The organism is Nocardioides alkalitolerans (assembly GCA_038184435.1).
Classification (GTDB): domain Bacteria; phylum Actinomycetota; class Actinomycetes; order Propionibacteriales; family Nocardioidaceae; genus Nocardioides; species Nocardioides alkalitolerans_A.
The window spans coordinates 2,896,748-2,919,401 of record CP116227.1 but is presented as its reverse complement, the minus strand read 5'-3'; the positions used below and the strand labels follow the sequence as shown (position 1 = coordinate 2,919,401).

Below are 22,654 nucleotides of genomic sequence, written 5' to 3'. Positions count from 1 at the left end.
CCCGGCTCACGCTGGACCTGCGCACAGGTCGGTCCGGTGGGCGGCCCGGCGTCCTCGCGACCGTCGAGCATGTCGGCATGCCCCTCACCGCCGCAGAGCGCCAGGCCCGCCGATCAGCACGAGCAGCGGCCCGTGCGCGCGCGCTCGCGATCGCGAACGGTCAGGAGGGGGTGCTGTCCCTCCGGCAGGTGTACGCCGCGGGAGTCACCCGCGCGCAGCTGCGCGCCGAGCTGGCCGCCGGGCGTTGGCGGCGATGGGGTTCGCAGTGCGTCGCCGTGCACACGGGGCCGCTGCCGCGCGACGCGGAGCTCTGGGCGGCGGTGCTGGGCGCCGGGCCGCGCGCCCACCTCGACGCGGCGGCGGCGTTGGAGGTCGCGGGACTGCGTCGTTTCGACGGAGGCGACGTGCGCGTGAGCGTTCCCCGGGGAGCGCGGGTGCGGCGTGCTCGCGGGGTCGCCGTGCGCCAGACCCGCCGTTTCGATGCGGCGGACGTGGTGGGGGTGGGCATCCCCCGGAGCAGGCCGGAGGTGGCTGCCGTGCGCGGTGCCCTCTGGGCGGACAGCGACCGTCAGGCGACCCTGCTCCTCACGATGACGGTGCAGCAGGGCATCGCGACGACGGAGCGGATCGCGACCGAGCTCCTCCGCATCCGTCGTGACCGTCGGCGGCGGCTGGTCGGCACCGTGCTCCTGGAGCTCGCCGGTGGAGCGGAGTCGCTCGGGGAGATCGACGTGGCGCGCGAGTGCCGACGACGGGGGCTGCCGGAGCCGACGCGGCAGGCACGCCGGCGCGCTCGGGACGGCAGCTACTTCCTCGACGTCTGGTGGGAGGAGTACGGCCTCGTTCTCGAGATCGACGGCATCCACCACGCGTGGGCGGAGAACGTGGTCGCCGACGCGATCCGTCACAACGCGGTGACGCTCTCCGGCGCCGACACGGTCCTCCGGCTGCCGCTGCTCGGGCTGCGCTTCGCCAAGGACGAGTTCTTCGACCAGATCGAGGCCGGCCTGCGGCGTGGGGGCTGGTCCCGCGGCGTACCCGGGGTGGCGGCCTGACGCCCACGGGACGTCATGCGTCCGGATGGCCCCGGCCGCCGAGGTGCATGACGTCCGGGAGCGTCAGACCGTCAGGGCGCGACCTCGAACAGCACGTGCGCGACCCAGTAACCCACGGCGCCCACGAGCCCGGCGGCGGGGAAGGTGAGCACCCAGGCGGCGACGATCGACTTCGCGACGCCCCACCGCACGGCCGAGAAGCGCTTGGTGGCGCCGGCGCCCATGACAGCGGAGGTGATGGTGTGCGTGGTGGAGATGGGCGCCTCGAACACGAACGCGGTCGTGTAGAGCACGCCGGCCGCGACGGTCTCCGAGGCGAAGCCACGCGCGGGGTCGAGGTCGATGATGCGGCGGCCGAGGGTGCGCATGATGCGCCATCCGCCGGCGTACGTGCCCAGCGAGATCGCCGCGGCGGCCGAGAAGATGACCCAGAACGGGAGGCCGTCGGACTGCGCGGCGAAGCCGCCGGTGACGAGCGCCAGGAAGATGACGCCCATCGTCTTCTGGGCGTCCTGGAGGCCGTGGCCGAGCGCCATCGCGGCGGCCGAGACGGTCTGCGCGACCCGGAAGCCGCGCTGCGTCGGGCCGGGCTTGCGCCGGCGGAAGATCCACATGATCGCCAGCATCAGGAGGAACGCGGCGCCGAAGCCGAACAGCGGCGAGGCGATCATCGGGATGACGACCTTCTCGACGATGACGTCCCACTTCACGCCCGCGCCGCCGGCGATGGCAGCGCCGACGAGGCCGCCGATGAGGGCGTGGGACGAGGAGGAGGGGAGGCCGAAGTACCAGGTGACGAGGTTCCACGTGATCGCGCCCAGGAGGCCCGCGAGCACGATCACGAGTCCGTGCACGGCCGCCGAGGTCGTCGATGGTTCGGGGATCGTGATCACCGACGCGACGGTGTTGGCGATCTCCTGGCCGAGGAACGCGCCGACGAAGTTCATGACGGCGGCCATGCCGAGCGCCACCCGCGGGGTCAGCGCCCGGGTGGAGACCGACGTCGCGATCGCGTTGGCCGCGTCGTGGAAGCCGTTCGTGTAGTCGAAGACCAGGGCGACGACGACCACCACGATGACGATGGTGAGCTCCACGTCGTCAGGACTCCTTGACCGCGATCTGCTCCACGGTGTTCGCGACGGTCTCGAAGGCGTCCACGGCGCGCTCGAGCGCCTCGACGATGTCCTTCAGCTTGAGCACCTCGAGCGCCTTGTAGTTGCCGCTGAAGAGGTTCGCGAGCGTGCGGCGGTGGTTCTTGTCGCCGGCGTTCTCGAGGCGGTTGATCTCGATCCAGTACTCCGAGAGGTCCTGCATCGTGCGCAGCCGCGGCATGGCCTCGGCCGTCAGCTCGGCGCAGCGCTGCAGCACCTCGACCTGGGCACCCAGCTCGGCGGGCAGCGACTTCACCTCGTAGAGCAGGATCATGTCGACGACCTCGTCCATCTCGTCCATGACGTCGTCGAGTCCCGACGCCAGGCCGTAGATGTCCTCACGGTCGAACGGGGTGATGAACGTGCTGTTCACCTTCCGCACGATCTCGTGGGTCGTCTCGTCGGCAGCGTGCTCGGCGTCCCGCATGCGCCGGGCCACGTCCTCGTGGTCGGCGCCGTCGGCCAGCATCTCGGCGAGCAGGCCGGCTCCGACGGTCAGGTGCTGAGCCTGCTGGGCGAAGAGGTCGAAGAAGGCACCCTCGACCGGGCGGAAACGAAAAGCCACGACTTCTCCTGCTGGATGGGAACCGGCCGCCCCATGCTAGGGGCACGTCACTCCGGCGTCACAAACCGCGGGGGGTCGCATGCGCGTTCTCCCGGTACGGCGCGGGGCGGGCCCGCGCCGTACCGTCCGCCCGGACGGGCGTCAGGACCGGCGGCGGCGCTGCCGGTCGACGAGGCTCTCCTGCAGGTGCACCGAACCGGCGTTGCGGTTCCAGACCCCGTCGGCGTCGAGCTCCCATGCGTTGGTGTCGGGGTCGAACGCGAGGTCGAGCAGGCTCTGGACGCGGGTGCCGAGCACGGAGGGCAGGCGCACCAGCACCTCGACGCGGCGGTCGAGGTTGCGGTGCATCATGTCGGCCGAGCCGATCCAGGCCTGGGGCTCGCCGCCGCCCTCGAACGTGAAGACGCGACTGTGCTCGAGGAACCGACCGAGCACGGAGCGCACCGTGATGGACTCGGACAGGCCCGGCACGCCCGGACGCAGGGCGCAGATGCCCCGCACGAGGAGCTCGACGGGCACGCCCTCCTGCGAGGCCAGGTAGAGCGCGTCGATGATCGCCTCGTCGACGACCGAGTTGGCCTTGAGCCGGATCCGCGCGGGACGGCCCGCCTGGTGGTGGGCGATCTCGGCGTGGATCTGCTCGACGAGGCCGGTGCGCACGGAGTCGGGCGCGACCAGGAGCTCGTCATAGGACGCGTTGCGGGAGAACCCGGACAGGTTGTTGAACAGGTGCGCGACGTCCTCGCCGATGCGCGGGTCGGCCGTGAGGAGGCCGAGGTCCTCGTAGAGCCGCGCCGTCTTCGGGTTGTAGTTGCCCGTGCCGATGTGGGTGTAGCGGCGGATGCCGTCGGGCTCGTCGCGCACCACGAGCGAGAGCTTGCAGTGGGTCTTGAGGCCGACCAGCCCGTAGACCACGTGGCAGCCCGCGTGCTCCAGCTTGCGTGCCCACCGGATGTTGTTGGTCTCGTCGAACCGCGCCTTGATCTCGACGATGACGAGCACCTGCTTGCCGGCCTCGGCGGCGTCGATGAGGGCGTCGATGATGGGCGAGTCGCCCGACGTGCGGTAGAGCGTCTGCTTGATCGCCAGCACGTGGGGGTCGGCGGCGGCCTGCTCGAGGAACCGCTGCACGGACGTGGCGAACGAGTCGTAGGGGTGGTGCAGGAGCACGTCGTTGCGCCGCACCGCCTTGAAGACGTCCACCGGCGAGCTCGACTCCACCTCGGCGAGCAGCGGGTGGGTCGTGGGCACGAACGCCCGGTACTTCAGGTCCTCCCGGTCGAGGTCGGCGATGTCGTTGAGCCCGCGCAGGTCGAGCGGGCCGGTCAGGCGGAAGACCTCCTCCTCGCGCACGCCGAGCTCCGACATCAGCAGCTCGAGCACCGCGGGATCGATCGACTCCTCGACCTCCAGGCGCACCGCGGGGCCGAAGCGGCGGCGGAGCAGCTCCTTCTCCAGCGCGGCCAGCAGGTTCTCGGCGTCGTCCTCCTCGACCTCGAGGTCCTCGTTGCGGGTCACCCGGAACGTGTGGACCTGCAGCACCTCCATCCCGGGGAACAGGCGCTTGAGGTGCTCGCGGATCACGTCCTCCAGCGGCACGAACCGCTGGTTGCCCACCGCCACGAAGCGGTCGAAGATCGGCGGCACCTTCACCCGCGCGAACTGCTCCTTGCCCGACTTCGGGTTGCGCACGAGGACGGCGAGGTTGAGCGACAGGCCCGAGATGTAGGGGAACGGGTGCGCCGGGTCGACCGCGAGCGGTGTCAGCACGGGGAACACCCGGTCGCGGAACAGCCGCTTGCAGTGCTTCTGCTCCTCGCGGTCGAGGTCCTCCCAGCGCACCAGCTGGATGCCCTCGGCCTCGAGCGACGGCGTGATGTCCTCCCGGAAGACGCGCGCGTGCCGCTCCATGAGCTCGCTCGTCGTCGCCCAGATCTCCTTCAGCACCTCGCGCGGGAGGAGGCCGGACGCGGCACGCACCGCCACGCCCGCCGCGATCCGGCGCTTGAGCCCGGCGACGCGCACCATGAAGAACTCGTCGAGGTTGCTCGCGAAGATCGCGAGGAAGCGCACCCGCTCGAGCAGCGGCAGCGACGGGTCCTCCGCCAGCTCCAGCACCCGCTGGTTGAACTTGAGCCACGAGACCTCGCGGTCGAGGAAGCGGTCACCGTGCTTCTCGACGGCGGCGAGGGCCTCCGGGTCAGGCGTGTAGGGCGGGTCCACGTCGAACGTGTCACCGCCGACGGCGGCCAGAGCAGCCTCGGGCGGCCCGTCGTCCAGGGATCCGGAGACGTGGGCAGCGAGGGCGGACGGGTCGGTCATGTCGATGATCCTCCCACTGCCGGGTGAACGGCCGGTGTCGTTCTCCACAGGGTCCGCAAGACCCCCAGCGCGTGCCCGAACCGGCGGGTAACGTGACCGCCGTGTCCCTCCCGACCCGCCCCGCAGCCGTCGTCGCCGCGGCCCGCCGTGCCTCGGTCACGGCGGTGCTGCGGCTGCCCGAGCCGGTCAAGCGCCGCCTCGCCGGCCCGCCCGTGCGGGTCGACGGGCTCGAGCTCGACCTCGACACGCAGCTCGTCCTGCGGTTGCGCCGGATCGCCCGCGAGCCGGTCGTGGAGGACCTGCCGGTCGCCCGGGGACGGGCGGTGCTCCGGGCCCAGGCGGTCCTGGCCGGCGGGGACCAGCCGATCGGCGCCACCCGCCCGTGCCGCGTGGCCGACCTCCCGGGCCGGCTCTACGTCCCGAGCGGCCGCCTCGTCCGCGACGGCGGCGACGGCGATCCCCTGCTGGTCTTCTTCCACGGTGGCGGCTGGCTCTACGGCGACCTCGACAGCCACGACCCGCTGTGCCGGTTCCTCGCCGAGCGCGCCGGTGTGCGGGTGCTGTCCGTGGCCTACCGGCTGGCCCCGGAGCACCCGTTCCCCGCGGCGTACGACGACGCCCTCGCCGCCCTCGAGTGGGTGAGCGCCAACGCGGGGTGGCTCGGTGCGGACGCCCGCCGGATCGCCGTGGGCGGCGACTCCGCGGGCGGCAACCTCGCGGCCGCGGTGGCGATCGAGGCCGCGCGGCGCGAGATCCCGCTCGCCTTCCAGCTGCTGATCTACCCGGCGACCGACATGACCCGGGGGAGCGCCTCCCACCGGCTCTTCGGCCAGGGGTTCTACCTGACGACCGAGTTCATGGACGGGGTCGCCGCCCACTACCTGCCGGTCGAGGAGCAGCGCACCGACCCGTCCGCCTCCCCGCTCTTCGCCGACGTGCCGGAGGCCCTCGCGCCGGCGTACGTCGCCACGGCGGGGTTCGACCCCCTGCGGGACGAGGGGGAGGCCTACGCCGCGAAGCTGGCCGACGCCGGCGTGCCCGTCCGCGTCCGCCGGTTCGACGGCCTCATCCACGGCTTCGCCAACTGGGTCGCCCTCGGGGCCAGCAACACCGCGGCCGTGGCCGAGCTCGCGGACGCGCTGGCGGCGGGTCTCGAGGAGGCCGGTTCGTGAACCGCGCGCTCGTCCGTCGTGCTGCCACCGGTGGCGTGGCGCTGGCGGCGCTCACCGGGCTGCTCGTGCACGAGGCGGTCCGCGTCGAGGCCAGCACCCACGGCGTCCCCACCGTGTTCATCGGTGACTCCATCAGCCAGGCCGACACCGACGAGTTCACCGACCTGCCGGGCAAGGCGTCGTGGTTGCGCTACGTCGTGGTCGACGACCGCACCCCGTGGCGGTACGTCGCGAACGCCGCCGTCTCGGGCCAGACCCTCGGCCAGATGGAGGCACGGTTCGACGAGGACGTGCTCGAGCGCGACCCGCGGGCCGTCGTCATCATGGGCGGCACCAACGACGTCCGGCTCGGGATCCCGGTCGAGGACTCCCTCGACTCGCTGCGCTCGATGGTCACGTCCGCCCAGGCGGCCGGGGCCGCGGTCTGGGTCATCTCGCCCCCACCGCTCGACCGCGACGACTGGGGCGACGTGGGGCCACTCATCGCCGCCGAGCGCGAGCTCGCGGCCGAGCTCGACGTGCCGTTCGTCGAGACCGTCGACGCCGTCGGGGAGGGCGGCGAGGACCGCTGGCGACCGGGTCTCTCCGACGACGGGGCCCACCCGACGCGCGAGGGCGCCCGCGCCATCGCGGCCGCCGTGCTCGCGGCCGTCGGCGCCGAGCTCCCGGACTGAGGCCAGCGAACGCGCCCGGGAGCACCCCGGGCGCGCGTCAGGCGCTCGGCGCCTCGCGGGCGTACTGCACGTGCGTCGCCACGACCTCGAAGCCGAGCCCGGCGTAGACCGCGCGGGCGCCGGCGTTGTCGCCCTCGACGTACAGCTCGATGCGCTGCACGCCCCACGACGCCAGGTGGTGCAGTCCCGCGAGGGTGAGGAGGGTGCCGAGCCCGCGGCCCTGCGCCGCGGGGGCGACGCCGACGACGTAGACCTCCCCGTCCGCGCCCGAGCCGACCGGGCCCGCGTCGCCGGGCCGCCGCGCGGTCTTGGTCCAGTGGAATCCGAGCACGGCGCCGCTGGTGGCGTCCTCCGCGACGAGGAGGCCGGCGGGGTCGTACCAGTCCTGGGACATCCGCTCCGCCAGGTCCCGCTCGTCCATGGCGCCCTGCTCCGGGTGGTGGGCGAACGCGGCCGCGTTGATGCGGAGCAGGTCGTCGCGGTCGTCGGGCGTGTAGGTCCGGATCCGCACGTCGTCGCGCTCGGCGACCGGCGGCAGTCCGGTCGCGGGCCGTTCCATCACCAGCAGCTCGCGCACGACCGCGAAGCCGAGTCGGGCCGCCAACCGGTCGGCGCGCTCGTCCGTCGTGTGCCGCCACGCGACGACCCGTCCCGCGGGCGCGTCGGCGAGGGCGGCCTCCGCGAGCGCCGTACCGAGGCCGTGGCCGGCGACCGCCGGTCGGACCGCGAGGGTCAGGTCGCGCTCCGCGTCCGTGCCCCGGAGGAACGCGAAGCCGCCGGGTCGCCCGCGGCCGTCGGGTCCGGTGGCGACCGCCAGCCACAGGCGGGCGTCCTCGAGGCCGCGGTGCTCGAGGTGGCGGAGCCCCGCCTCGTCGAGCGCGCCCGCGCCGAAGGTCGTGCGGACGTCGCCGTCGATGCCCGTGACCTCGTCGCGGGCGCGGGAGTCGAGGTCGTGGACCTCGCGGACGGTGAACGTCGTCGTGTCGCGCGCCTCGACCATGGCCCGAGAGTACGGCGGCCCCCCGACCACGGGGGTCGGAGGGCCGTCGACGACGTCGGGTGCCGGGCTCAGGCGTCGGCGGAGACCGAGGCCTCGGCCTTCTCCTTCGTCGGGAGCACGAAGCGGTAACCCACGTTGCGCACGGTGCCGATCAGCGTCTCGTGCTCGGGGCCGAGCTTGGCGCGGAGGCGACGCACGTGGACGTCGACCGTGCGGGTGCCGCCGAAGTAGTCGTAGCCCCACACCTCCTGGAGCAGCTGCTGGCGGCTGAAGACGCGACCCGGGTGCTGGGCGAGGAACTTGAGGAGCTCGAACTCCTTGAAGGTCAGGTCGAGCGGGCGCCCGCCCAGCTTCGCGGTGTAGGTCGCGTCGTCGACGACGACCTCGCCGGAGCGGATGACGTGGGCCTCGGGGTCGTCCGCCTCGCGCTGCGCGGCGAGACGGCCGATCGAGAGCCGGATGCGCGCCTCGAGCTCGGCGGGACCGCAGGTGTGGAGCAGGACGTCGTCCATGCCCCAGTCGGCGGCGACGACGGCGAGGCCGCCCTCGGTGACGATCAGCAGGACCGGCACGTCGGACCCGGTGGTGCGGATCAGGCGGCACAGGTCACGGGCGTGGGCCAGCTCCTGGCGCCCGTCGACGAGCACGAGGTCGGCGTCGGGGGCCTCCAGCAGGGCGCTGCCCTCGGCTGGAAGAATCTTGACGGAGTGGCCGAGCAGCGCGAGGCCCGGCAGCACCTCGACCGAGGGCTGCAGGGCGCTGGTGAGGAGCAGAAGTGCACTCACGATGGTCTCCTCCCTGAGGGGGTGGGGACCGAAACACGACGTTGAGCTTCGGCCAGCACAAGTGAACGGGAGAATACAGAAACATGGGCGACACACCACCGGAATCCCCGCGAAGTGAGACGCAGGTCATCGAGGCGCGCTACTGGGCGTCGGCCAAGCAGGCGGCCGGCACCGACGCGGACCGGCTCGAGGTGGAGGGGCCGGTGACCCTGGCTGACCTGCAGCAACGTCTCCTCGGCCTCCACCCGGGGGCGCGGCTGGGCGACGTGCTGGCCGTCTGCTCGGTGCTCGTCGACGACCGACCGGTGAGCTCCGACGATCCGGGCGAGGTCGTGGTCGCCGCGGGCAGCGTCGTGCAGTTCCTCCCGCCGTTCGCGGGGGGCTGAGCACCCCACCGGTACGTCGCGGGGCCGGCCCGGCCGGGCGGCTCAGCCCGGCAGGAGGTTGAGCAGGCGGAGGGCGGACTGCACGTCGCTCGAGTCGATCACCTTCATGCCGTCGACGGTCCAGGACTCCGGGGTGCGCGCCCGGCCGTTGGGCGAGCGACCCGGCACGATCGCGAGCCGGAATCCCAGGCGGGCGGCCTCGCCCAGGCGCTGGTCGAGGTCGCGCACCCGCCGGAGCTCGCCCGCGAGGCCGATCTCGCCCATCGCCACCACGCCCAGCGGGGCGGCGCGGCCCTGCGTGGCCGAGGCCAGCGCCACGGCGACGGCGAGGTCGCTGGCCGGCTCGTGCAGGCGGGCTCCGCCGACGGTCGAGGCGAACACGTCCATGTTGTGCAGACGCACCCCGCAGTGCTGCGCCAGGACGGCGATGACCATCGCGATGCGGGACCCGTCGAGCCCCGACGTCGTGCGCCGGGGCCGGTCGGCCGACGTCGGCGTCACGAGGGCCTGCACCTCGGCGAGGAGCGGGCGGCGGCCCTCCATCGCGACGGCCACGCACGTGCCCGGGACCTGCCGCTCGTGGTGCTCGACGAACAGGCCGGTCGGGTCGGAGACGGCGACGATGCCGTCGCTCGCCAGCTCGAAGCAGCCCACCTCGTCGACCGGCCCGTAGCGGTTCTTCATCGCCCGCACCATCCGCAGCCGTGAGTCGCGGTCGCCCTCGAAGTGCAGCACCACGTCGACGAGGTGCTCGAGCACGCGGGGGCCGGCGATCGCGCCGTCCTTCGTGACGTGGCCGACGAGGACCGTCGTGATGCCGCGGGTCTTGGCCATCCGGATGAGCGCGGCCGCGACCTCCTTGACCTGGGTGACGCCGCCCGGCACACCGTCGACGCCCGCGGCCTGGATCGTCTGCACCGAGTCGACGACCAGGAGGGTCGGCTTCACGGCGTCGACGTGGCCCAGCACGGCGCCGAGGTCGGTCTCCGCCGCCAGGTAGAGCTCCTCGGTCACGTTGTGCGTGCGATCGGCCCGCAGGCGCACCTGCGACGCGGACTCCTCGCCCGAGACGTAGAGCGTGCGTGCCTTGAGCCGCGCGGTCTGCGCCGCCACCTCCAGCAGCAGGGTCGACTTCCCGACCCCGGGCTCGCCGGCCAGCAGCAGCGCCGCACCGGGCACGAGACCGCCGCCCAGCACGCGGTCGAGCTCGGGCACGCCCGAGGACCGGAAGGCCGCCGTGTCCGTGCGCACCTCGCCGATCGGCACCGCCGGCGCCGACACGGGACCCGCCACGGCCGTGGTGCCCGCTGCCGCCGGGGCGACCTCCTCGACCGTGCCCCACGCCTGGCACTCGCCGCAGCGCCCGACCCACTTCGCCGTCTCCCAGCCGCACTCGGTGCAGCGGTGGACGGTGCGCGGACGCGACGAGCGCGAGGGGGTGCGGGACATGGCGAGGACGCTAGACGAGGCTGCCGACAGTCCTCGCGGCTCGTCCCCAGGGGGCACGCCGCCGCGGCGCGGCGAGAGCGACCGGCCCGACCGCCCTCCACAACCGCGGGGTTGCCGTGCGGTCGGGGTCGCCGCGTCGTACCGTTGGAACGTTCTAGGGCAGGCGGACGGAAGAGGACGCATGGGTCGCGAGCTCCACCGGGTGCAGGACGGCGCGACGTCCCTGCCCACCCTGGCGGACGTCGCCGCGATGGCCGGTGTCTCGCGGCAGACCGTCTCCAACGCGCTCAACAACCCCTCGCTGCTGCGGGCCGACACCCTCGAGCGGGTGCGGGCCGCGATCGCGCACCTGGGCTACACGCCCAACCGGGCCGCCCGGAACCTCCGCACCAAGTCGTCGCGGCTCATCGGCCTGCGGCTCACGCCCTTCGCCGAGGACACGGCCAACGCGACCATCGACCGGTTCGTGCACGCGCTGGTGCAGGCGACGCGGGACGCCGACTACCACGTGCTGCTGTTCGACGGGAACGACCCGGCGGACCCGTCGTCGGGCTACGACGACCTCGTGCGCTCGACCGCCGTCGACGCCTTCGTCGTGACCGACACCTTCAAGGGCAGCCCGCAGGCGGCCTACCTCGAGGACGGCGGCGTGCCCTTCGTGGCCTTCGGCCGCCCCTGGACACCCGCCGCGCTGCACCCGTGGGTCGACGTCGACGGCGCTGCCGGCACGTCGGCGGCGACCGCCCACCTGCTCGCGCAGGGCCACACCCGCATCGCCTGGATCGGCTGGCGGAAGGACTCGCCCATCGGCGAGGACCGCCGCGCCGGCTGGTCGCGCACCATGCACGGGCACGGGCTGCCCACGACCGGCCTGGCCTCGCGCGTCGAGGACTGCGTGGCCAGCGGCGTCGAGGCGGCGGGGGTGCTGCTCGACGAGGCCCGCCCGACCGCCTTCGTCTGCGCCTCGGACACGTTGGCGACGGGGGTGCTCCACCAGCTGCACGCCCGCGGGCTGCGACCGGGCCGCGACGTCGCCGTGACCGGCTTCGACGACTCGCCCTTCGCGCAGCTCCTGCCCGGGGGCCTCACCTCGGTGCGCCAGCCGGTGGAGGAGGTCGCCGTGCAGGTGGTGGACCGCCTCGGCAAGCTGCTCACCCACCGCGAGGTGTTCGGCTCCGGCACCCTCCTCGAGCCGACGCTCGTGGTGCGGGGCAGCAGCGAGCGCTGACGACCCGACCCCGCACGAGGAGCGTCAGAACCGCCGCCACCACAGGTTGACGGCGTAGTCGACCGACGTGCCCGCGTGCTCGGCCAGGATCGCGTCGGCGGTGCGCGGGTCGAACTCGATGCGCACGACGGCCTCGAAGTCCTCGCGGGTCTCGTGCTCCCAGGCGATCTCGAGCGGCTCCCGGTTCCACCCGTGCGACGCCCAGAAGCGCTCGATCACCTCCGGGGGATCGACCTTCGGGTAGCCCCGCCGGAACCACGCCCCGAAGGTCGAGCGCGACCCGTCGTTGTCGATCACGAACGCCGTCCCCCCGCGCCGTACGACGCGGGAGAGCTCGGCGAGGCCGGGTTCGCAGCCCGGGCCGAAGAAGTAGGCCCACCGGGCATGCACCACGTCGACGGAGGCGTCCGGCAGCGGGATCTCCTGGGCGGAGCCGACCTCGACCCGCACGCCCTCGAGGTGCCGGACCCGCCGCCGGGCCAGGGCGGCGAGGGCGGGGTGCGGCTCGACGCCGACGACCTGGGCCGCGCGTCCGCCGCTCGGCTCCGCGCCGGCCCACCGCGGGAGGTGGAACCCGGCGCCGCAGCCGAGGTCGAGGAACGTGGCGCCCGACCAGTCGTGGATCCCGCGCATGGTGCGCTCGATGAGGCCGCCGCGGTCGACGCCGCGGTTCTCGAGCTCGTAGGCAGCCGTGTGCTCCCAGATGTTGGGGCTGGGGATGGTGCCGCGGGGGGCGCCGGGCGGGAGCTTCGCCACGAGCGTGGGTGGGGTGCGCTCAGATGCGGACGAGGCCGTCCGGCGTCTGCACCTGCACGGCGAGCAGGCCGGGGGTGCCGTGCGGCGCGACCCACTCGACCTTCATGTCCTCCAGCGGCTCCTCGATGGGCTCGCCCAGCCACTCGCTCACGCGGTGCGGGTCGCCCGCGATCTCCAGCGAGGCCAGCGAGAACGCCTGGTCGGCGCCGGCGCCCGGGTGCAGCTCGCGCGGGGAGTCCCAGTGCACGAAGAACGGCAGCTGCGGGTCGGCGATGAGGCCGTTGACGCCCAGCTGCTTCCAGACCAGCTCGGTGCCGTCGGGCCGGTGGCGGCTGCCCTTGACGGCCTCGCGGCCGAGGCGGCGCTCGATGCGCGACAGGTCGCCGACGGCGACGACCCAGCCGAGCCACCCCCCGCCGAGCGCGGACCGGGCTCGCACGGCCTGGCCGAAGGGGGCCTTGTCGGAGGCCGGGTGGTCGAGCACCTCGACGATCTCGATGTAGGTGTCGTTGGCGAGGCCGAGGGTCATGTTGCGGGTGCCGAAGCGGGGGTGGATGCCGCCGTCGGTGAACTCACGGCCGAGCAGCTTCCCGATGCGCTCGGCGGTCGCCGCCAGTCCGTCGGGTCCGGCGGCGTACGAGACGTGGTCGAGGCGCATGGCCCGATTCTGTGGGACACACCGCGCCGCCGCGAAACCGGGGTCGGGTGTCTTGACGTCGAGATTCAGCAGGGGGATCAGCGCGGGTCGGCCGGGTGCAGCGCCAGGGCCGACCGCGAGCGGACGTGCGCCTCGCAGTGGCGGACGAGCGCGACGTACCCCGCGTCGCCCATCAGCTCCCGCAGCTCGGCCTCGCTCGTGACGTAGAGCGGCTCCGGGGCGACGTGGGCGACGGGGTTGCCGGTGCAGTACCAGTCGAGGTCGTGCCCGCCCGGTCCCCAGCCGCGACGGTCGTACTCGCCGATCGACACCTCGAGGTACGACGTGCCGTCGGGCCGCTCGACCGTGCGGTAGGTGCGGCGCAGGGGCAGCTGCCAGCAGACGTCGGGCTTCGTCTCGAGCGGGTTGCGCCCCTGGCGCAGCGCCAGCGCGTGCAGCGCGCAGCCCTCGCCCCCGGCGAACCCGGGGCGGTTGGCGAACACGCATGCCTCCTGCCCGTCGACGACGACCGTCAGCGTCTTGCGGGCGCCGTCCTCGTCCTTGGTCACCCAGTCCTTCCGGGTCACCTTCGCGACGTCCGGGCGGTGCTGCCACAGGTCGGCGTCCAGCTCCGCGACGAACCCGGCGACCCTGCGCTCGTCGTCACGGTCGGAGAAGTGCGCCCCGAGCGTGCAGCAGCCGACGTCGGGGGCCGAGGCGTAGATGCCGGCGCAGCCGGCGCCGAAGATGCAGGTGTACGCCGAGGTGAGCCACGTCAGGTCGCAGCGGAAGACCTGGCCGTCGTCGGCGGGGTCGCCGAACTCGACCCAGGCGCGGGGGAAGTCGAGGGGCGCCTCGCGGGAGGGACCGGACCGATCGGGCACCGGGCCACCCTACGGCCGACGGCACCGGCGGGCCCGTGCGGCGCTACCGTTCTGCCCATGAGGTTGGGAGTGCTGGACATCGGCTCGAACACGGGTCACCTGCTCGTGGTCGACGCGGCCGGTGGGGCGGCGCCGCTGCCCGCCTCCTCCTACAAGGAGCCGCTGCGCCTCGCCGAGCACCTCGACGCCGCGGGCGCCGTCAGCCAGGCGGGCATCGACGCCCTCGCGGCGTTCGCGCAGCAGGCGAAGGTCGTGGCCGAGGACAAGGGCTGCGAGGACATGCTGGCGTTCGCGACCTCCGCGGTGCGCGACGCGGCGAACTCCGAAGCGGTGCTCGCCGAGGTGGAGGGCCGCACCGGGGTGTCGCTGACGGTGCTCTCGGGCGAGGACGAGGCACGCCTCACCTTCCTGTCGGTACGCCGCTGGTTCGGCTGGTCCGCGGGCCGGCTGGCCGTCTTCGACATCGGCGGCGGCTCGCTCGAGATCGCCGGCGGCTCCAACGAGGCGCCCGACGTCGCGTGGTCGCTGCCGCTGGGTGCGGCCCGGCTGTCGCGCACCTGGTTCGCGCAGGGCGTGCCCGACGAGGACCACGTGCGCGACCTGCGCCGCACCATCCGGGCCGAGATCGCCCGCGACGCGGGCAACCTGCTGCGCGCGGGTGCGCCCGACAAGGCGGTCGCGACGTCGAAGACCTTCCGCTCCCTGGCCCGCATCTGCGGCGCTCCGGGCTCGTCCGAGGGTCCGCTGGCGCCCCGGGTGCTGCCCGCCGCCGAGCTGCGCGAGTGGATCCCCAAGCTCATGGTGATGGACCACGAGGCGCTCGCCGCGCTGCCCGGGGTGTCGCCCAGCCGCACGCACCAGGTCGTGCCCGGCGCACTCGTCGCCGACGCCGTCATGGACATCTTCGGGCTCGAGGGCCTCGAGATCTGTCCGTGGGCGCTTCGGGAGGGCGTCATCCTGGAACGGCTCGACCAGCTCAGCGTCCTGGGCTGACCCGCCCCCCACTCCTAGGAGCGGCCCGATGATCGTCGGCCTGTCCACCTCCTCGGTCTACCCCGAGTCGACCGCGCACGGGTTCGCCTACGCGGCCGAGCTCGGGTACGACGCGGTCGAGGTGATGGTGGGGATCGACGCGCTCAGCCAGCAGGTGGCCGCCGTGGAGCAGCTGGCCGAGCACCACGACGTACCGGTGTGTGCGGTGCACGCCCCCTGCCTGCTCTTCACGCAGGCGGTCTGGGGGCTCGAGCCGTGGGGGAAGCTGGAGCGGTCGGCCGAGATGGCCAAGGCCCTCGGGGCGGACGTGGTCGTGGTGCACCCGCCGTTCCGCTGGCAGCGGGAGTACGCCCGCGACTTCGTCAACGGCATCGCCGCGCTCGAGGAGTCGAGCGGCGTCGCCTTCGCGGTCGAGAACATGTATCCCTGGAAGGCCACGCCCCGGAAGGGCTCGACGCGGGGCGTCGAGGTCTACGTGCCGGGCTGGGACCCCTCGGACGAGAACTACGCCAACACCACGATCGACGTCTCCCACGCCGCGATCGCCGGCTCCGACCCCGTCGCGATGGCGGAGCGACTCGGCGAGCGCCTGCGGCACGTGCACCTCACCGACGGCACGGGCTCGGCGAAGGACGAGCACCTGGTGCCGGGCCGCGGGCGCATGGAGCCCGAGCGCCTGCTGCGCCACCTCGTGCGCACCGGGTTCGACGGCCACGTCGTGCTCGAGATCAACACGCGGAAGGCGGAGACGGCCGACGCCCGGCGCGCGGACCTCGCCGACTCCCTCGCGTTCGCCCGCGAGCACCTGCGCCCCGCGGCGGTCTGAACCGCCGTCGTACCCGGTCTGGAGGCGCCGCGGACCGGCCCCGGTGTCGCCTGGATCACGCCCGGTAGGTTGGAGCGCATGTCCCTCCTGCGTCGTCCCCTGCTCGCGCTGGCGCGCAGCGAGGAGGTGAAGCGGGGGCTCATGACGATGCCCCTGACCGCCGCGGTGGTGCGCGGGTACGTCGCGGGCGAGTCCACCGCCGAGGCCGTGCGCGTCACGGCCGACCTCGTGGGCGACGGCCTCGCGGTCACGATCGACCACCTGGGCGAGCTCACGACGGACACCGGCCGGGCCGAGGACACCACGCAGGTCTACCTCGCGCTGCTCGACGACCTGGCGGCCCACGGCCTGGCCCGGCGCGCCGAGGTGTCGCTCAAGCTGAGCGCGGTCGGCCTCTCCCTGGGCGACGACGGCCTCGACCTCGCGCTCGCCAACGCGCACCGCATCTGCGAGGCGGCCCGCGCGGTCGGCACGACGGTCACCGTCGACGCCGAGCACCACGAGATCATCGACGACACGCTCACCGTCGTGCACGAGCTGCGCCGCGAGCACCCCGACGTCGGCGCCGTGCTGCAGGCCTACCTGCACCGCACCGAGGCCGACGCCCGCGACCTCGCCCACGAGGGCTCCCGCGTGCGGCTCTGCAAGGGCGCCTACGACGCGCCGGCGACGGTCGCCCACCAGGGGGACGCCGTCGACCGCGCCTTCGTGCGCAGCCTGCGGATCCTCATGGCGGGACAGGGCTACCCGATGGTGGCGACCCACGACCCGCGGCTCATCCGGATCGCCGCGTCCCTCGCCAGCCGCCACGGTCGCGGGCCGGGCACCTACGAGTTCCAGATGCTCTACGGCATCCGCCCGGCGGAGCAGCGGCGTCTCGCCGGGGCGGGCGAGACGATGCGCGTCTACGTGCCCTACGGCACCGACTGGTACGGCTACCTCACCCGCCGGCTCGCGGAGCGACCGGCGAACCTGTCACTCTTCCTCACGTCGTTGATCTCCAGGTCGTGAGCCGCCCCGGCTCACCCGAGCCGGAAGCAGGCAGCACGTGAGCAGCTCCACCCCCCGTCTGACCGCCATCATCGGTGCCGGCGTCATGGGCGAGACCCTCCTGTCGGGCCTCGTCCGTGCGGGTCGCCGCCCGGAGGAGCTGGTCGTGGGGGAGAAGCGGCCGGAGCGCGCCGAGGAGCTCACCGCCCGCTACGGCGTCGCGGTCGTCGACAACGTGGACGCGGCCCGCCGCGCCGACACCGTCGCCCTCGTGGTCAAGCCCCAGGACATGGCCGCCGTGCTCGAGCAGGTGGCCCCCGAGCTCCGCCCCGGCCAGCTCGTCGTCTCCCTCGCCGCCGGCATCACCACGGCGTACGTCGAGGAGCGGGTGCCCGCCGGCGTCGCCGTCGTGCGCGTCATGCCCAACACCCCCGCGCTCGTCGACGAGGGCATGCACGCCGTCTCCGGGGGCCGTCACGCGACGGCCGAGCACCTCGACGAGGTCGAGGCCCTGCTGAGCGCGACCGGCCGGGTCGTGCGCATCCCCGAGGCGCAGCAGGACGCCGTGACCGCGATCTCCGGCTCGGGCCCGGCGTACGTCTTCTTCGTGGTCGAGTCGATGATCGAGGCGGGCGTGCACCTCGGCCTGCCGCGGGCGACCGCCACCGAGCTCGTCGTGCAGACCCTCGTGGGCTCCGCCGCCATGCTCCGCGAGACCGGCACCCACCCGACGGTGCTGCGCGAGCAGGTCACCTCGCCCGCCGGCACCACCGCCGCCGCGCTGCGCGAGCTCGAGATCCACAAGGTCCGCGCCGCGTTCCTCGCGGCCATGGAGGCCGCCCGCGACCGCTCCCGCGCGCTGGGGTCCTGACCCCCGCGTCCTACGCCGCTCGCCCGAAGTCGAGCTCGTCGAGGGTCCGCACGCGGCGTACGCCGGCGGTGGGGTGCTCGTCGTACCGGTCCAGCAGCACGGCCGCGAGGCCGGCGTCGAGCGCCCCGCGGACGTCGTTGACGAGCGAGTCGCCCACCATCAGCGTCGTGGCGGGCGCGACGCCGAGCCGGTCGCAGGCCGCCGCGTAGGACCGCGCGTCCGGCTTGGCCGCCGGGAGGCTCGAGGAGGCCAGCACGGGGGCGCCGAGGCCGTCGAGCAGGGCGGCGAGCCCCACGGCCTCGGCCTTGCGGCGCTGGCGGACCGCGTCGCCGTTGGTCAGCACGCCGACGACCAGGCCCGCGGCCGCGGCGCGGCGCAGCGCCCGGGTCGCGTCGCCGAACGCCCGCCAGGCCGCCTGGTAGCCCACGAGGTAGCCGGCGAAGGCGTCGTCGGCCGCGGCGTCGCTGCTGAGGTCGAGGTGGGGGAGGAACGCCCGCACGCGCGCGCGGCGCTGCTCGGCGAACGTCAGCCGCCGCTGCTGGTACGCCGCGTAGTGGCGCACCTCGAGCGCGCTCCAGCGCTCGGCGATCTCGTCGGGCGTGCCGGTCACCCCGTGGCTCGACGCCCACCGCTCGAGGCCGGCGCGGGCTGCTCCGCGGTGGTCGACCAGGGTGTCGTCGAGGTCGAACAGCACGGCGTCGAGCGGGCGGCGGGGGATCACCCGCCGCAGTGTGCCAGCGAGCGGGGACACCCCTGGACCCCCGGGTCGAGGGGTCGAGTTGCACCGCTGTCATTCCGATGCGACGCGCGAACGCAAGGCGACACGCCGGGAAGTTCCAGATTTTGCGAACCCAACCTTCCCCATCCGTCACACGAGGCCCTATTCTCACGCCAACCCCATGCGTCAGTGGGTCGGACGGCCCGTCCGGCGCGCGTGGGCACGAAAGCGGTGCCTGATGCCCCAGCACGACGGTCCGACCGGCGACCTGTCCGGAGTCCGCTTCCTCACCATCGCCGAGGTCGCCGCGGTCATGCGCGTCTCGAAGATGACGGTGTACCGCCTGGTGCACGGCGGCGACCTCCCCGCCGTGCGCGTCGGACGGTCGTTCCGGGTGGCCGAGGGCGACGTGGACGAGTACCTGCGCCGCAGCTTCTACAACGCCGGCTAGTCCCGCCGCTGGTCCCGCCGGAGGACGCGGGTTTCGGTGCGGCACGCCCCTCCGGCTACGCTGAGCGTCTGGCCGCCCCGTGTCCTCGGTGCGCGGTTCCGCTGTAGGCACGTGAAGAGGTAACTCGTGGGTTCTGTCATCAAGAAGCGGCGCAAGCGCATGGCGAAGAAGAAGCACCGCAAGCTGCTCAAGAAGACGCGCGTCCAGCGCCGCAAGCTCGGCAAGTGACGCCGCTGCGGGACTGAGGCGTCGCGGTGGGCCGGGTCGTTCTCGTCACCGGGGTCTCACGTGACCTCGGGCGGCGGGTCGCGCACGCGCTCGCCGACGATCCCGGCGTCGACCGCGTCGTCGGCGTCGACGTCGTCCCCCCGCGGGGGGACCTCGGTTCCGTCTCGTTCGTCCGTGCGGACATCCGCACGCCCGTCATCGCGAAGGTCATCGCGCGTGAGGACGTCGACACCGTCGTCCACATGAGCGTCATCGCGACCCCCGGTGCGACCGGGGGTCGCAACGCGATGAAGGAGCTCAACGTCATCGGCACGATGCAGCTCCTCGCCGCGTGCCAGAAGTCGGAGACCGTCCGTCACCTCGTCGTGAAGTCGACGACGACGGTGTACGGCGCGTCCAGCCGCGACCCGGCGATGTTCACCGAGGACATCGAGCCCCGGGTCGCGCGCGGCGGCTACGGCAAGGACGCGCAGGAGGTCGAGGGCTACGTCCGCGGGTTCGCCCGTCGACGCCCCGACGTCCGCGTCCTCCTGCTGCGCGCCGCCAACGTGCTGGGCCCGACGGTGACCAGCCCGATGACGTCCTACCTCCGGCTCCCCGTCGTGCCCACGGTGCTCGGCTTCGACCCGCGCATGCAGTTCCTGCACGCGGACGACCTCGTCGGCGTGCTGCAGCACGGGGTGCACGCCGAGGTGGGCGGCACGTTCAACATCGCCGGCGACGGCATCATCACGCTGCACCAGGCAGTGCGGCGCATGCAGCGTCCCAGCGTGGCGCTGCCCCCGTTCGCGCTCGGCGGCCTCGGCCAGCTCGTGCGTCGGGTGCGGCTCGCCGAGCTGTCGCCGGAGCTGGTCGCCTTCCTCACCTACGGGCGCGGGGTCGACACGTCCCGCTCGCGCACCGAGCTGGGCTTCACGCCCCGCTACACGACCGCCGAGGCGTTCGCCGACTTCGCGGCGGACCTGACGCCCACCTTCGCGGCGCCCGAGCAGGTCCTGGGCCGGCTCGCCGAGCACCTGCCCCCGCCCGAGCGCCCGACCCCGGTCGCCGTGGACGCGGGCTCCGTGCACCCCTTCGTCGCACCGGGAGGCCCGCGTGGGTGACGCCGACATCATCCCGATCGGCACGCGCGGTCGCCCCGGGCGCGGCAGCGGCCGCAACCGGCCGTCCACGTCCGCGCGTGACCTCGCGGGCGGCAGCGGCCCCGGCAACGGAGCCCCGCGGCGTACCCCCGCGGCGGAGCCGCCCGCACCCCCCGCCCCGCCCGTGACGTCCGACGTCGAGCCGCCCCGCGCGCCGGCCACGGCCCAGGAGCGGGGCCCCCTGGCGGGCGTGCCGATCGGGGACTGGCTGGCCGCCTTCCAGCACGCGGCCGCGGAGCTGTTCGGCGACGACGCCGAGCAGCAGCTCGCGCGCTTCCTCGCGTTCCTGCGCCGACGGGTGACGGGCGACTACGTGGTCGACGAGTTCGGCTTCGACCCCGAGCTGACCGAGCGCTTTTTCCTCGCCGCGCTGCGCCTCATCGCGGAGAAGTGGTTCCGCGTCGAGGTGCGGGGGATCGAGAACCTGCCCACCACCGGCGGCGCCCTCGTCGTGTCGAACCACTCCGGCACCGTCCCCGTCGACGGCTTGATGACGATGGTGGCCGTCCACGACCACGCGGGGCGGTTCCTGCGCCCGCTCGGCGCGGATCTGGTGTTCCGGCTGCCGATCGTCAGCACCGTGGCGCGCCGCGGGGGCACGACGCTCGCCTGCAACGCCGACGCCGAGCGGCTGCTGCGCTCGGGCGAGCTCGTCGGGGTCTGGCCCGAGGGCTTCAAGGGCATCGGCAAGCCGTTCTCGGAGCGCTACAAGCTGCAGCGCTTCGGGCGCGGCGGCTTCGTGGCCGCGGCCGTGCGCACGGGCGTGCCGATCGTCCCGCTGTCCGTCGTGGGCGCGGAGGAGATCTACCCCCTCGTCGGCAACGTGCCCTCGCTGGCGCGCCTGCTGGGGATGCCCTACGTCCCGATCACCCCGACGTTCCCGCTGCTCGGCCCGCTGGGCCTCGTGCCGCTGCCGTCGAAGTGGCTGATGGAGTTCGGCGAGCCGATCCGCACGGACGAGTACGACGCGGGTGCCGCCGACGACCCCATGCTGGTGTTCGACGTGACCGACCAGGTGCGCGAGACGATCCAGAGCACGCTCTACCAGCTGCTCATCGATCGCGGCGGCGCCTTCGGCTGAACCACCCGCGCCCCCGCGGCGGGGGAGGACGCGTTGCGCGCGGGCGCGCCAGGCTCAGGGCGTCGACTTGAGGCCGAGCAGGGTGTCGAGCGTCTCGGTGATGGCCTGGAGCGGCTCGGCGAGCGGCCCGGTCAGGCCGGTGATGCCCTCGGTCGCGCCGGTGATGCCGCCGCTGGTGCCCGGCAGCCCGGGGCTGGGCGGCGGGCTCGTCGGGGCACTGGGCTCGCTCGGCGCCGCGGTCGGCGGCTGCGACGGCGTGCTCGGCTCCTCGTTCCCCCCGGTGGCGGGCGGCGCGGTCTCGGGCGGCGCGGCGACGGACGTCCCGTCGTCCTGGGGACCGGCCACGCTGCCCGGCGGGAGGGCGGTGACGTCGACGTCGGGCACGACGGGCGCGTTCTCGCCGAAGAGGCCCTCGTCGAACATCGAGGCGGCGTTCGCCAGCGCGAACGGCAGCTCGACCGCGGCGGACGACCCGCAGGTGGGGCACAGCTCGAGGGCGCGCTCGTCGATGTCGCGCAGCGCGGCGACCGCGGCCGCCAGGCCCTCCTGGTCGGTGACGGACAGTGACGGCTCCAGGTCGGCGAGGGTCGCGACGGAGCCGGCGACGAAGCCACGGAGGTCGGTCACCGACCTGTCGTCGCCCTGGGCGCCGGCCGCGAGCAGCAGCTCGGCGGCCTCGTCGGACTGCTCCACGAAGGTGGCGAGGGCGTCGGACACGAGCGCGTCGCTCGCGCTGTCGTGCCGGTCGACGAGGCCCTGCACCTCCGCCAGCCGCTGCTCGGCGTGCCGCAGCGTGAGGGCCCCGCGCGACTCGTCGGTGAGGCTGATGGACCCGCGGGCGCCCTCGAGCGCGCGCTTGACCGGGTAGAGCGAGTCGCCGGGGAGGGCGCCCTGCGCGGCGTACGCCATCGTGCTCGACCCGCCGGCCACCACGAGGGCGGCCGCGACGGCGGTCACGCGACGCTGGCGACGGGGGGCGTGGGGGGAGCGACGGATCGTGAGGAGCTCGTCGGTGGCCGGGTCGGGCGCGACCAGCACGGTGGCGGCCTCGGTCATGAGGCGGGCGCGGAGGTCGGCGGCGAAGTCGGCGCGCGGGACGGGGACCGAGGCGGCGGCCTCGGCGCGCAGCTGGGCGACGACATCGAGCAGCGGCTCGAGGTCGGCGCTCGGCGCGGAGGCGTCGCGCGCCGACCCGGAGACCGCTGCGTCGAGCTCCTCGGCACGGCGACGCGCCGTCGGGAGGGACATCATGCGGGCATCCTCATCGGTCGGTGGCCCTGCCCGAGGGAG

At 74.0% G+C, this 22,654-nt stretch carries 24 protein-coding genes; 13 read left to right on the top strand and 11 right to left on the bottom strand.

Features of this window, described 5'->3' with window-relative positions; translation table 11 throughout:
- Window positions 1-77 precede the first annotated feature (77 nt).
- Entirely contained in the window at window positions 78-1,055 is a 978-nt protein-coding gene (locus tag PIR53_13915; GenBank protein WZH51107.1) for a hypothetical protein, read from the top strand.
- Between the two features lie 71 nt (window positions 1,056-1,126).
- Here PIR53_13915 and PIR53_13910 read toward each other — a convergent pair whose 3' ends face one another.
- From PIR53_13910 to PIR53_13900, 3 genes are all read right to left on the bottom strand, one after another.
- Window positions 1,127-2,149: an inorganic phosphate transporter gene (locus tag PIR53_13910; GenBank protein WZH51106.1), complete on the bottom strand. Its 1,023-nt coding sequence runs from the start codon at window positions 2,147-2,149 to the stop codon at window positions 1,127-1,129.
- Window positions 2,150-2,153: 4 nt separating this feature from the next.
- On the bottom strand, window positions 2,154-2,771 hold the full coding sequence (locus PIR53_13905; GenBank protein WZH51105.1) for a DUF47 family protein: 618 nt from the start codon (window positions 2,769-2,771) through the stop codon (window positions 2,154-2,156).
- A gap of 141 nt (window positions 2,772-2,912) precedes the next feature.
- Entirely contained in the window at window positions 2,913-5,093 is a 2,181-nt protein-coding gene (locus tag PIR53_13900) for an RNA degradosome polyphosphate kinase (GenBank protein WZH51104.1), read from the bottom strand.
- Window positions 5,094-5,194: 101 nt separating this feature from the next.
- Here PIR53_13900 and PIR53_13895 point away from each other — a divergent pair, with 101 nt between their 5' ends.
- Both PIR53_13895 and PIR53_13890 read left to right on the top strand, forming a co-directional pair.
- Window positions 5,195-6,265, top strand: a complete 1,071-nt coding sequence (locus PIR53_13895) for an alpha/beta hydrolase (protein ID WZH51103.1) — start codon at window positions 5,195-5,197, stop codon at window positions 6,263-6,265.
- On the top strand, window positions 6,262-6,939 hold the full coding sequence (locus PIR53_13890; protein WZH51102.1) for a GDSL-type esterase/lipase family protein: 678 nt from the start codon (window positions 6,262-6,264) through the stop codon (window positions 6,937-6,939). Before PIR53_13895 ends, PIR53_13890 begins: the two co-directional genes overlap by 4 nt.
- Before the next feature lie 37 nt (window positions 6,940-6,976).
- Here PIR53_13890 and mshD read toward each other — a convergent pair whose 3' ends face one another.
- Together mshD and PIR53_13880 are read right to left on the bottom strand one after the other, a co-directional pair.
- Window positions 6,977-7,939 (bottom strand): mycothiol synthase, encoded by a 963-nt coding sequence (mshD, locus tag PIR53_13885; GenBank protein ID WZH51101.1) that lies wholly within the window; start codon window positions 7,937-7,939, stop codon window positions 6,977-6,979.
- A 68-nt stretch (window positions 7,940-8,007) separates the two neighbouring features.
- Window positions 8,008-8,724 (bottom strand): response regulator transcription factor, encoded by a 717-nt coding sequence (locus PIR53_13880; GenBank protein WZH51100.1) that lies wholly within the window; start codon window positions 8,722-8,724, stop codon window positions 8,008-8,010.
- Between the two features lie 83 nt (window positions 8,725-8,807).
- Between PIR53_13880 and PIR53_13875 the strand changes: the two genes are divergently transcribed.
- Window positions 8,808-9,110, top strand: coding sequence for a MoaD/ThiS family protein (locus tag PIR53_13875; protein ID WZH51099.1), 303 nt, complete (start codon window positions 8,808-8,810; stop codon window positions 9,108-9,110).
- A gap of 42 nt (window positions 9,111-9,152) precedes the next feature.
- On the opposite strand, the gene radA is transcribed toward PIR53_13875, so the two are convergent.
- A complete protein-coding gene (radA, locus tag PIR53_13870; GenBank protein WZH51098.1) occupies window positions 9,153-10,559 on the bottom strand; it encodes a DNA repair protein RadA in 1,407 nt (468 codons plus the stop codon).
- Window positions 10,560-10,740: 181 nt separating this feature from the next.
- Between radA and PIR53_13865 the strand changes: the two genes are divergently transcribed.
- Window positions 10,741-11,787, top strand: a complete 1,047-nt coding sequence (locus PIR53_13865; GenBank protein ID WZH51097.1) for a LacI family DNA-binding transcriptional regulator — start codon at window positions 10,741-10,743, stop codon at window positions 11,785-11,787.
- Between the two features lie 24 nt (window positions 11,788-11,811).
- Here the strand turns inward: PIR53_13865 and PIR53_13860 are convergent, their stop codons facing one another.
- The 3 genes from PIR53_13860 to PIR53_13850 all read right to left on the bottom strand — a co-directional run bounded on the left by PIR53_13860 (window position 11,812) and on the right by PIR53_13850 (window position 14,064).
- On the bottom strand, window positions 11,812-12,543 hold the full coding sequence (locus tag PIR53_13860; GenBank protein WZH51096.1) for a class I SAM-dependent methyltransferase: 732 nt from the start codon (window positions 12,541-12,543) through the stop codon (window positions 11,812-11,814).
- Window positions 12,544-12,562: 19 nt separating this feature from the next.
- Window positions 12,563-13,201 carry a VOC family protein gene (locus tag PIR53_13855; GenBank protein WZH51095.1) on the bottom strand — a complete coding sequence of 213 codons (639 nt, stop codon included), beginning with the start codon at window positions 13,199-13,201 and terminating at the stop codon, window positions 12,563-12,565.
- A 77-nt stretch (window positions 13,202-13,278) separates the two neighbouring features.
- Window positions 13,279-14,064, bottom strand: a complete 786-nt coding sequence (locus PIR53_13850; GenBank protein WZH51094.1) for a hypothetical protein — start codon at window positions 14,062-14,064, stop codon at window positions 13,279-13,281.
- 57 nt (window positions 14,065-14,121) lie between these two features.
- Between PIR53_13850 and PIR53_13845 the strand changes: the two genes are divergently transcribed.
- The 4 genes from PIR53_13845 (at window position 14,122) to proC (ending at window position 17,744) form a co-directional block, all read left to right on the top strand.
- Window positions 14,122-15,057 (top strand): Ppx/GppA phosphatase family protein, encoded by a 936-nt coding sequence (locus tag PIR53_13845; protein ID WZH51093.1) that lies wholly within the window; start codon window positions 14,122-14,124, stop codon window positions 15,055-15,057.
- A 28-nt stretch (window positions 15,058-15,085) separates the two neighbouring features.
- Complete coding sequence (locus tag PIR53_13840; protein WZH51092.1) at window positions 15,086-15,883, top strand: sugar phosphate isomerase/epimerase; 798 nt, start codon at window positions 15,086-15,088, stop codon at window positions 15,881-15,883.
- Between the two features lie 78 nt (window positions 15,884-15,961).
- The gene (locus tag PIR53_13835) at window positions 15,962-16,894 is read left to right on the top strand and encodes a proline dehydrogenase family protein (GenBank protein ID WZH51091.1); all 933 of its coding nucleotides are present in this window, start codon (window positions 15,962-15,964) and stop codon (window positions 16,892-16,894) included.
- 37 nt (window positions 16,895-16,931) lie between these two features.
- Entirely contained in the window at window positions 16,932-17,744 is an 813-nt protein-coding gene (gene proC, locus PIR53_13830) for a pyrroline-5-carboxylate reductase (protein WZH51090.1), read from the top strand.
- A gap of 10 nt (window positions 17,745-17,754) precedes the next feature.
- Here the strand turns inward: proC and PIR53_13825 are convergent, their stop codons facing one another.
- Window positions 17,755-18,465 carry an HAD family hydrolase gene (locus tag PIR53_13825; protein WZH51089.1) on the bottom strand — a complete coding sequence of 237 codons (711 nt, stop codon included), beginning with the start codon at window positions 18,463-18,465 and terminating at the stop codon, window positions 17,755-17,757.
- A 235-nt stretch (window positions 18,466-18,700) separates the two neighbouring features.
- On the opposite strand from PIR53_13825, the gene PIR53_13820 reads away from it, so the two are divergent.
- From PIR53_13820 to PIR53_13805, 4 genes are all read left to right on the top strand, one after another.
- A complete protein-coding gene (locus PIR53_13820) occupies window positions 18,701-18,913 on the top strand; it encodes a helix-turn-helix domain-containing protein (GenBank protein ID WZH51088.1) in 213 nt (70 codons plus the stop codon).
- Window positions 18,914-19,039: 126 nt separating this feature from the next.
- Window positions 19,040-19,141: an AURKAIP1/COX24 domain-containing protein gene (locus tag PIR53_13815; protein WZH51087.1), complete on the top strand. Its 102-nt coding sequence runs from the start codon at window positions 19,040-19,042 to the stop codon at window positions 19,139-19,141.
- Between the two features lie 26 nt (window positions 19,142-19,167).
- Window positions 19,168-20,244: an NAD-dependent epimerase/dehydratase family protein gene (locus PIR53_13810; protein ID WZH51086.1), complete on the top strand. Its 1,077-nt coding sequence runs from the start codon at window positions 19,168-19,170 to the stop codon at window positions 20,242-20,244.
- The gene (locus PIR53_13805; protein WZH51085.1) at window positions 20,237-21,364 is read left to right on the top strand and encodes a lysophospholipid acyltransferase family protein; all 1,128 of its coding nucleotides are present in this window, start codon (window positions 20,237-20,239) and stop codon (window positions 21,362-21,364) included. Before PIR53_13810 ends, PIR53_13805 begins: the two co-directional genes overlap by 8 nt.
- A gap of 54 nt (window positions 21,365-21,418) precedes the next feature.
- Here the strand turns inward: PIR53_13805 and PIR53_13800 are convergent, their stop codons facing one another.
- The gene (locus PIR53_13800; GenBank protein WZH51084.1) at window positions 21,419-22,615 is read right to left on the bottom strand and encodes a DUF5667 domain-containing protein; all 1,197 of its coding nucleotides are present in this window, start codon (window positions 22,613-22,615) and stop codon (window positions 21,419-21,421) included.
- Window positions 22,616-22,654: the final 39 nt, after the last annotated feature.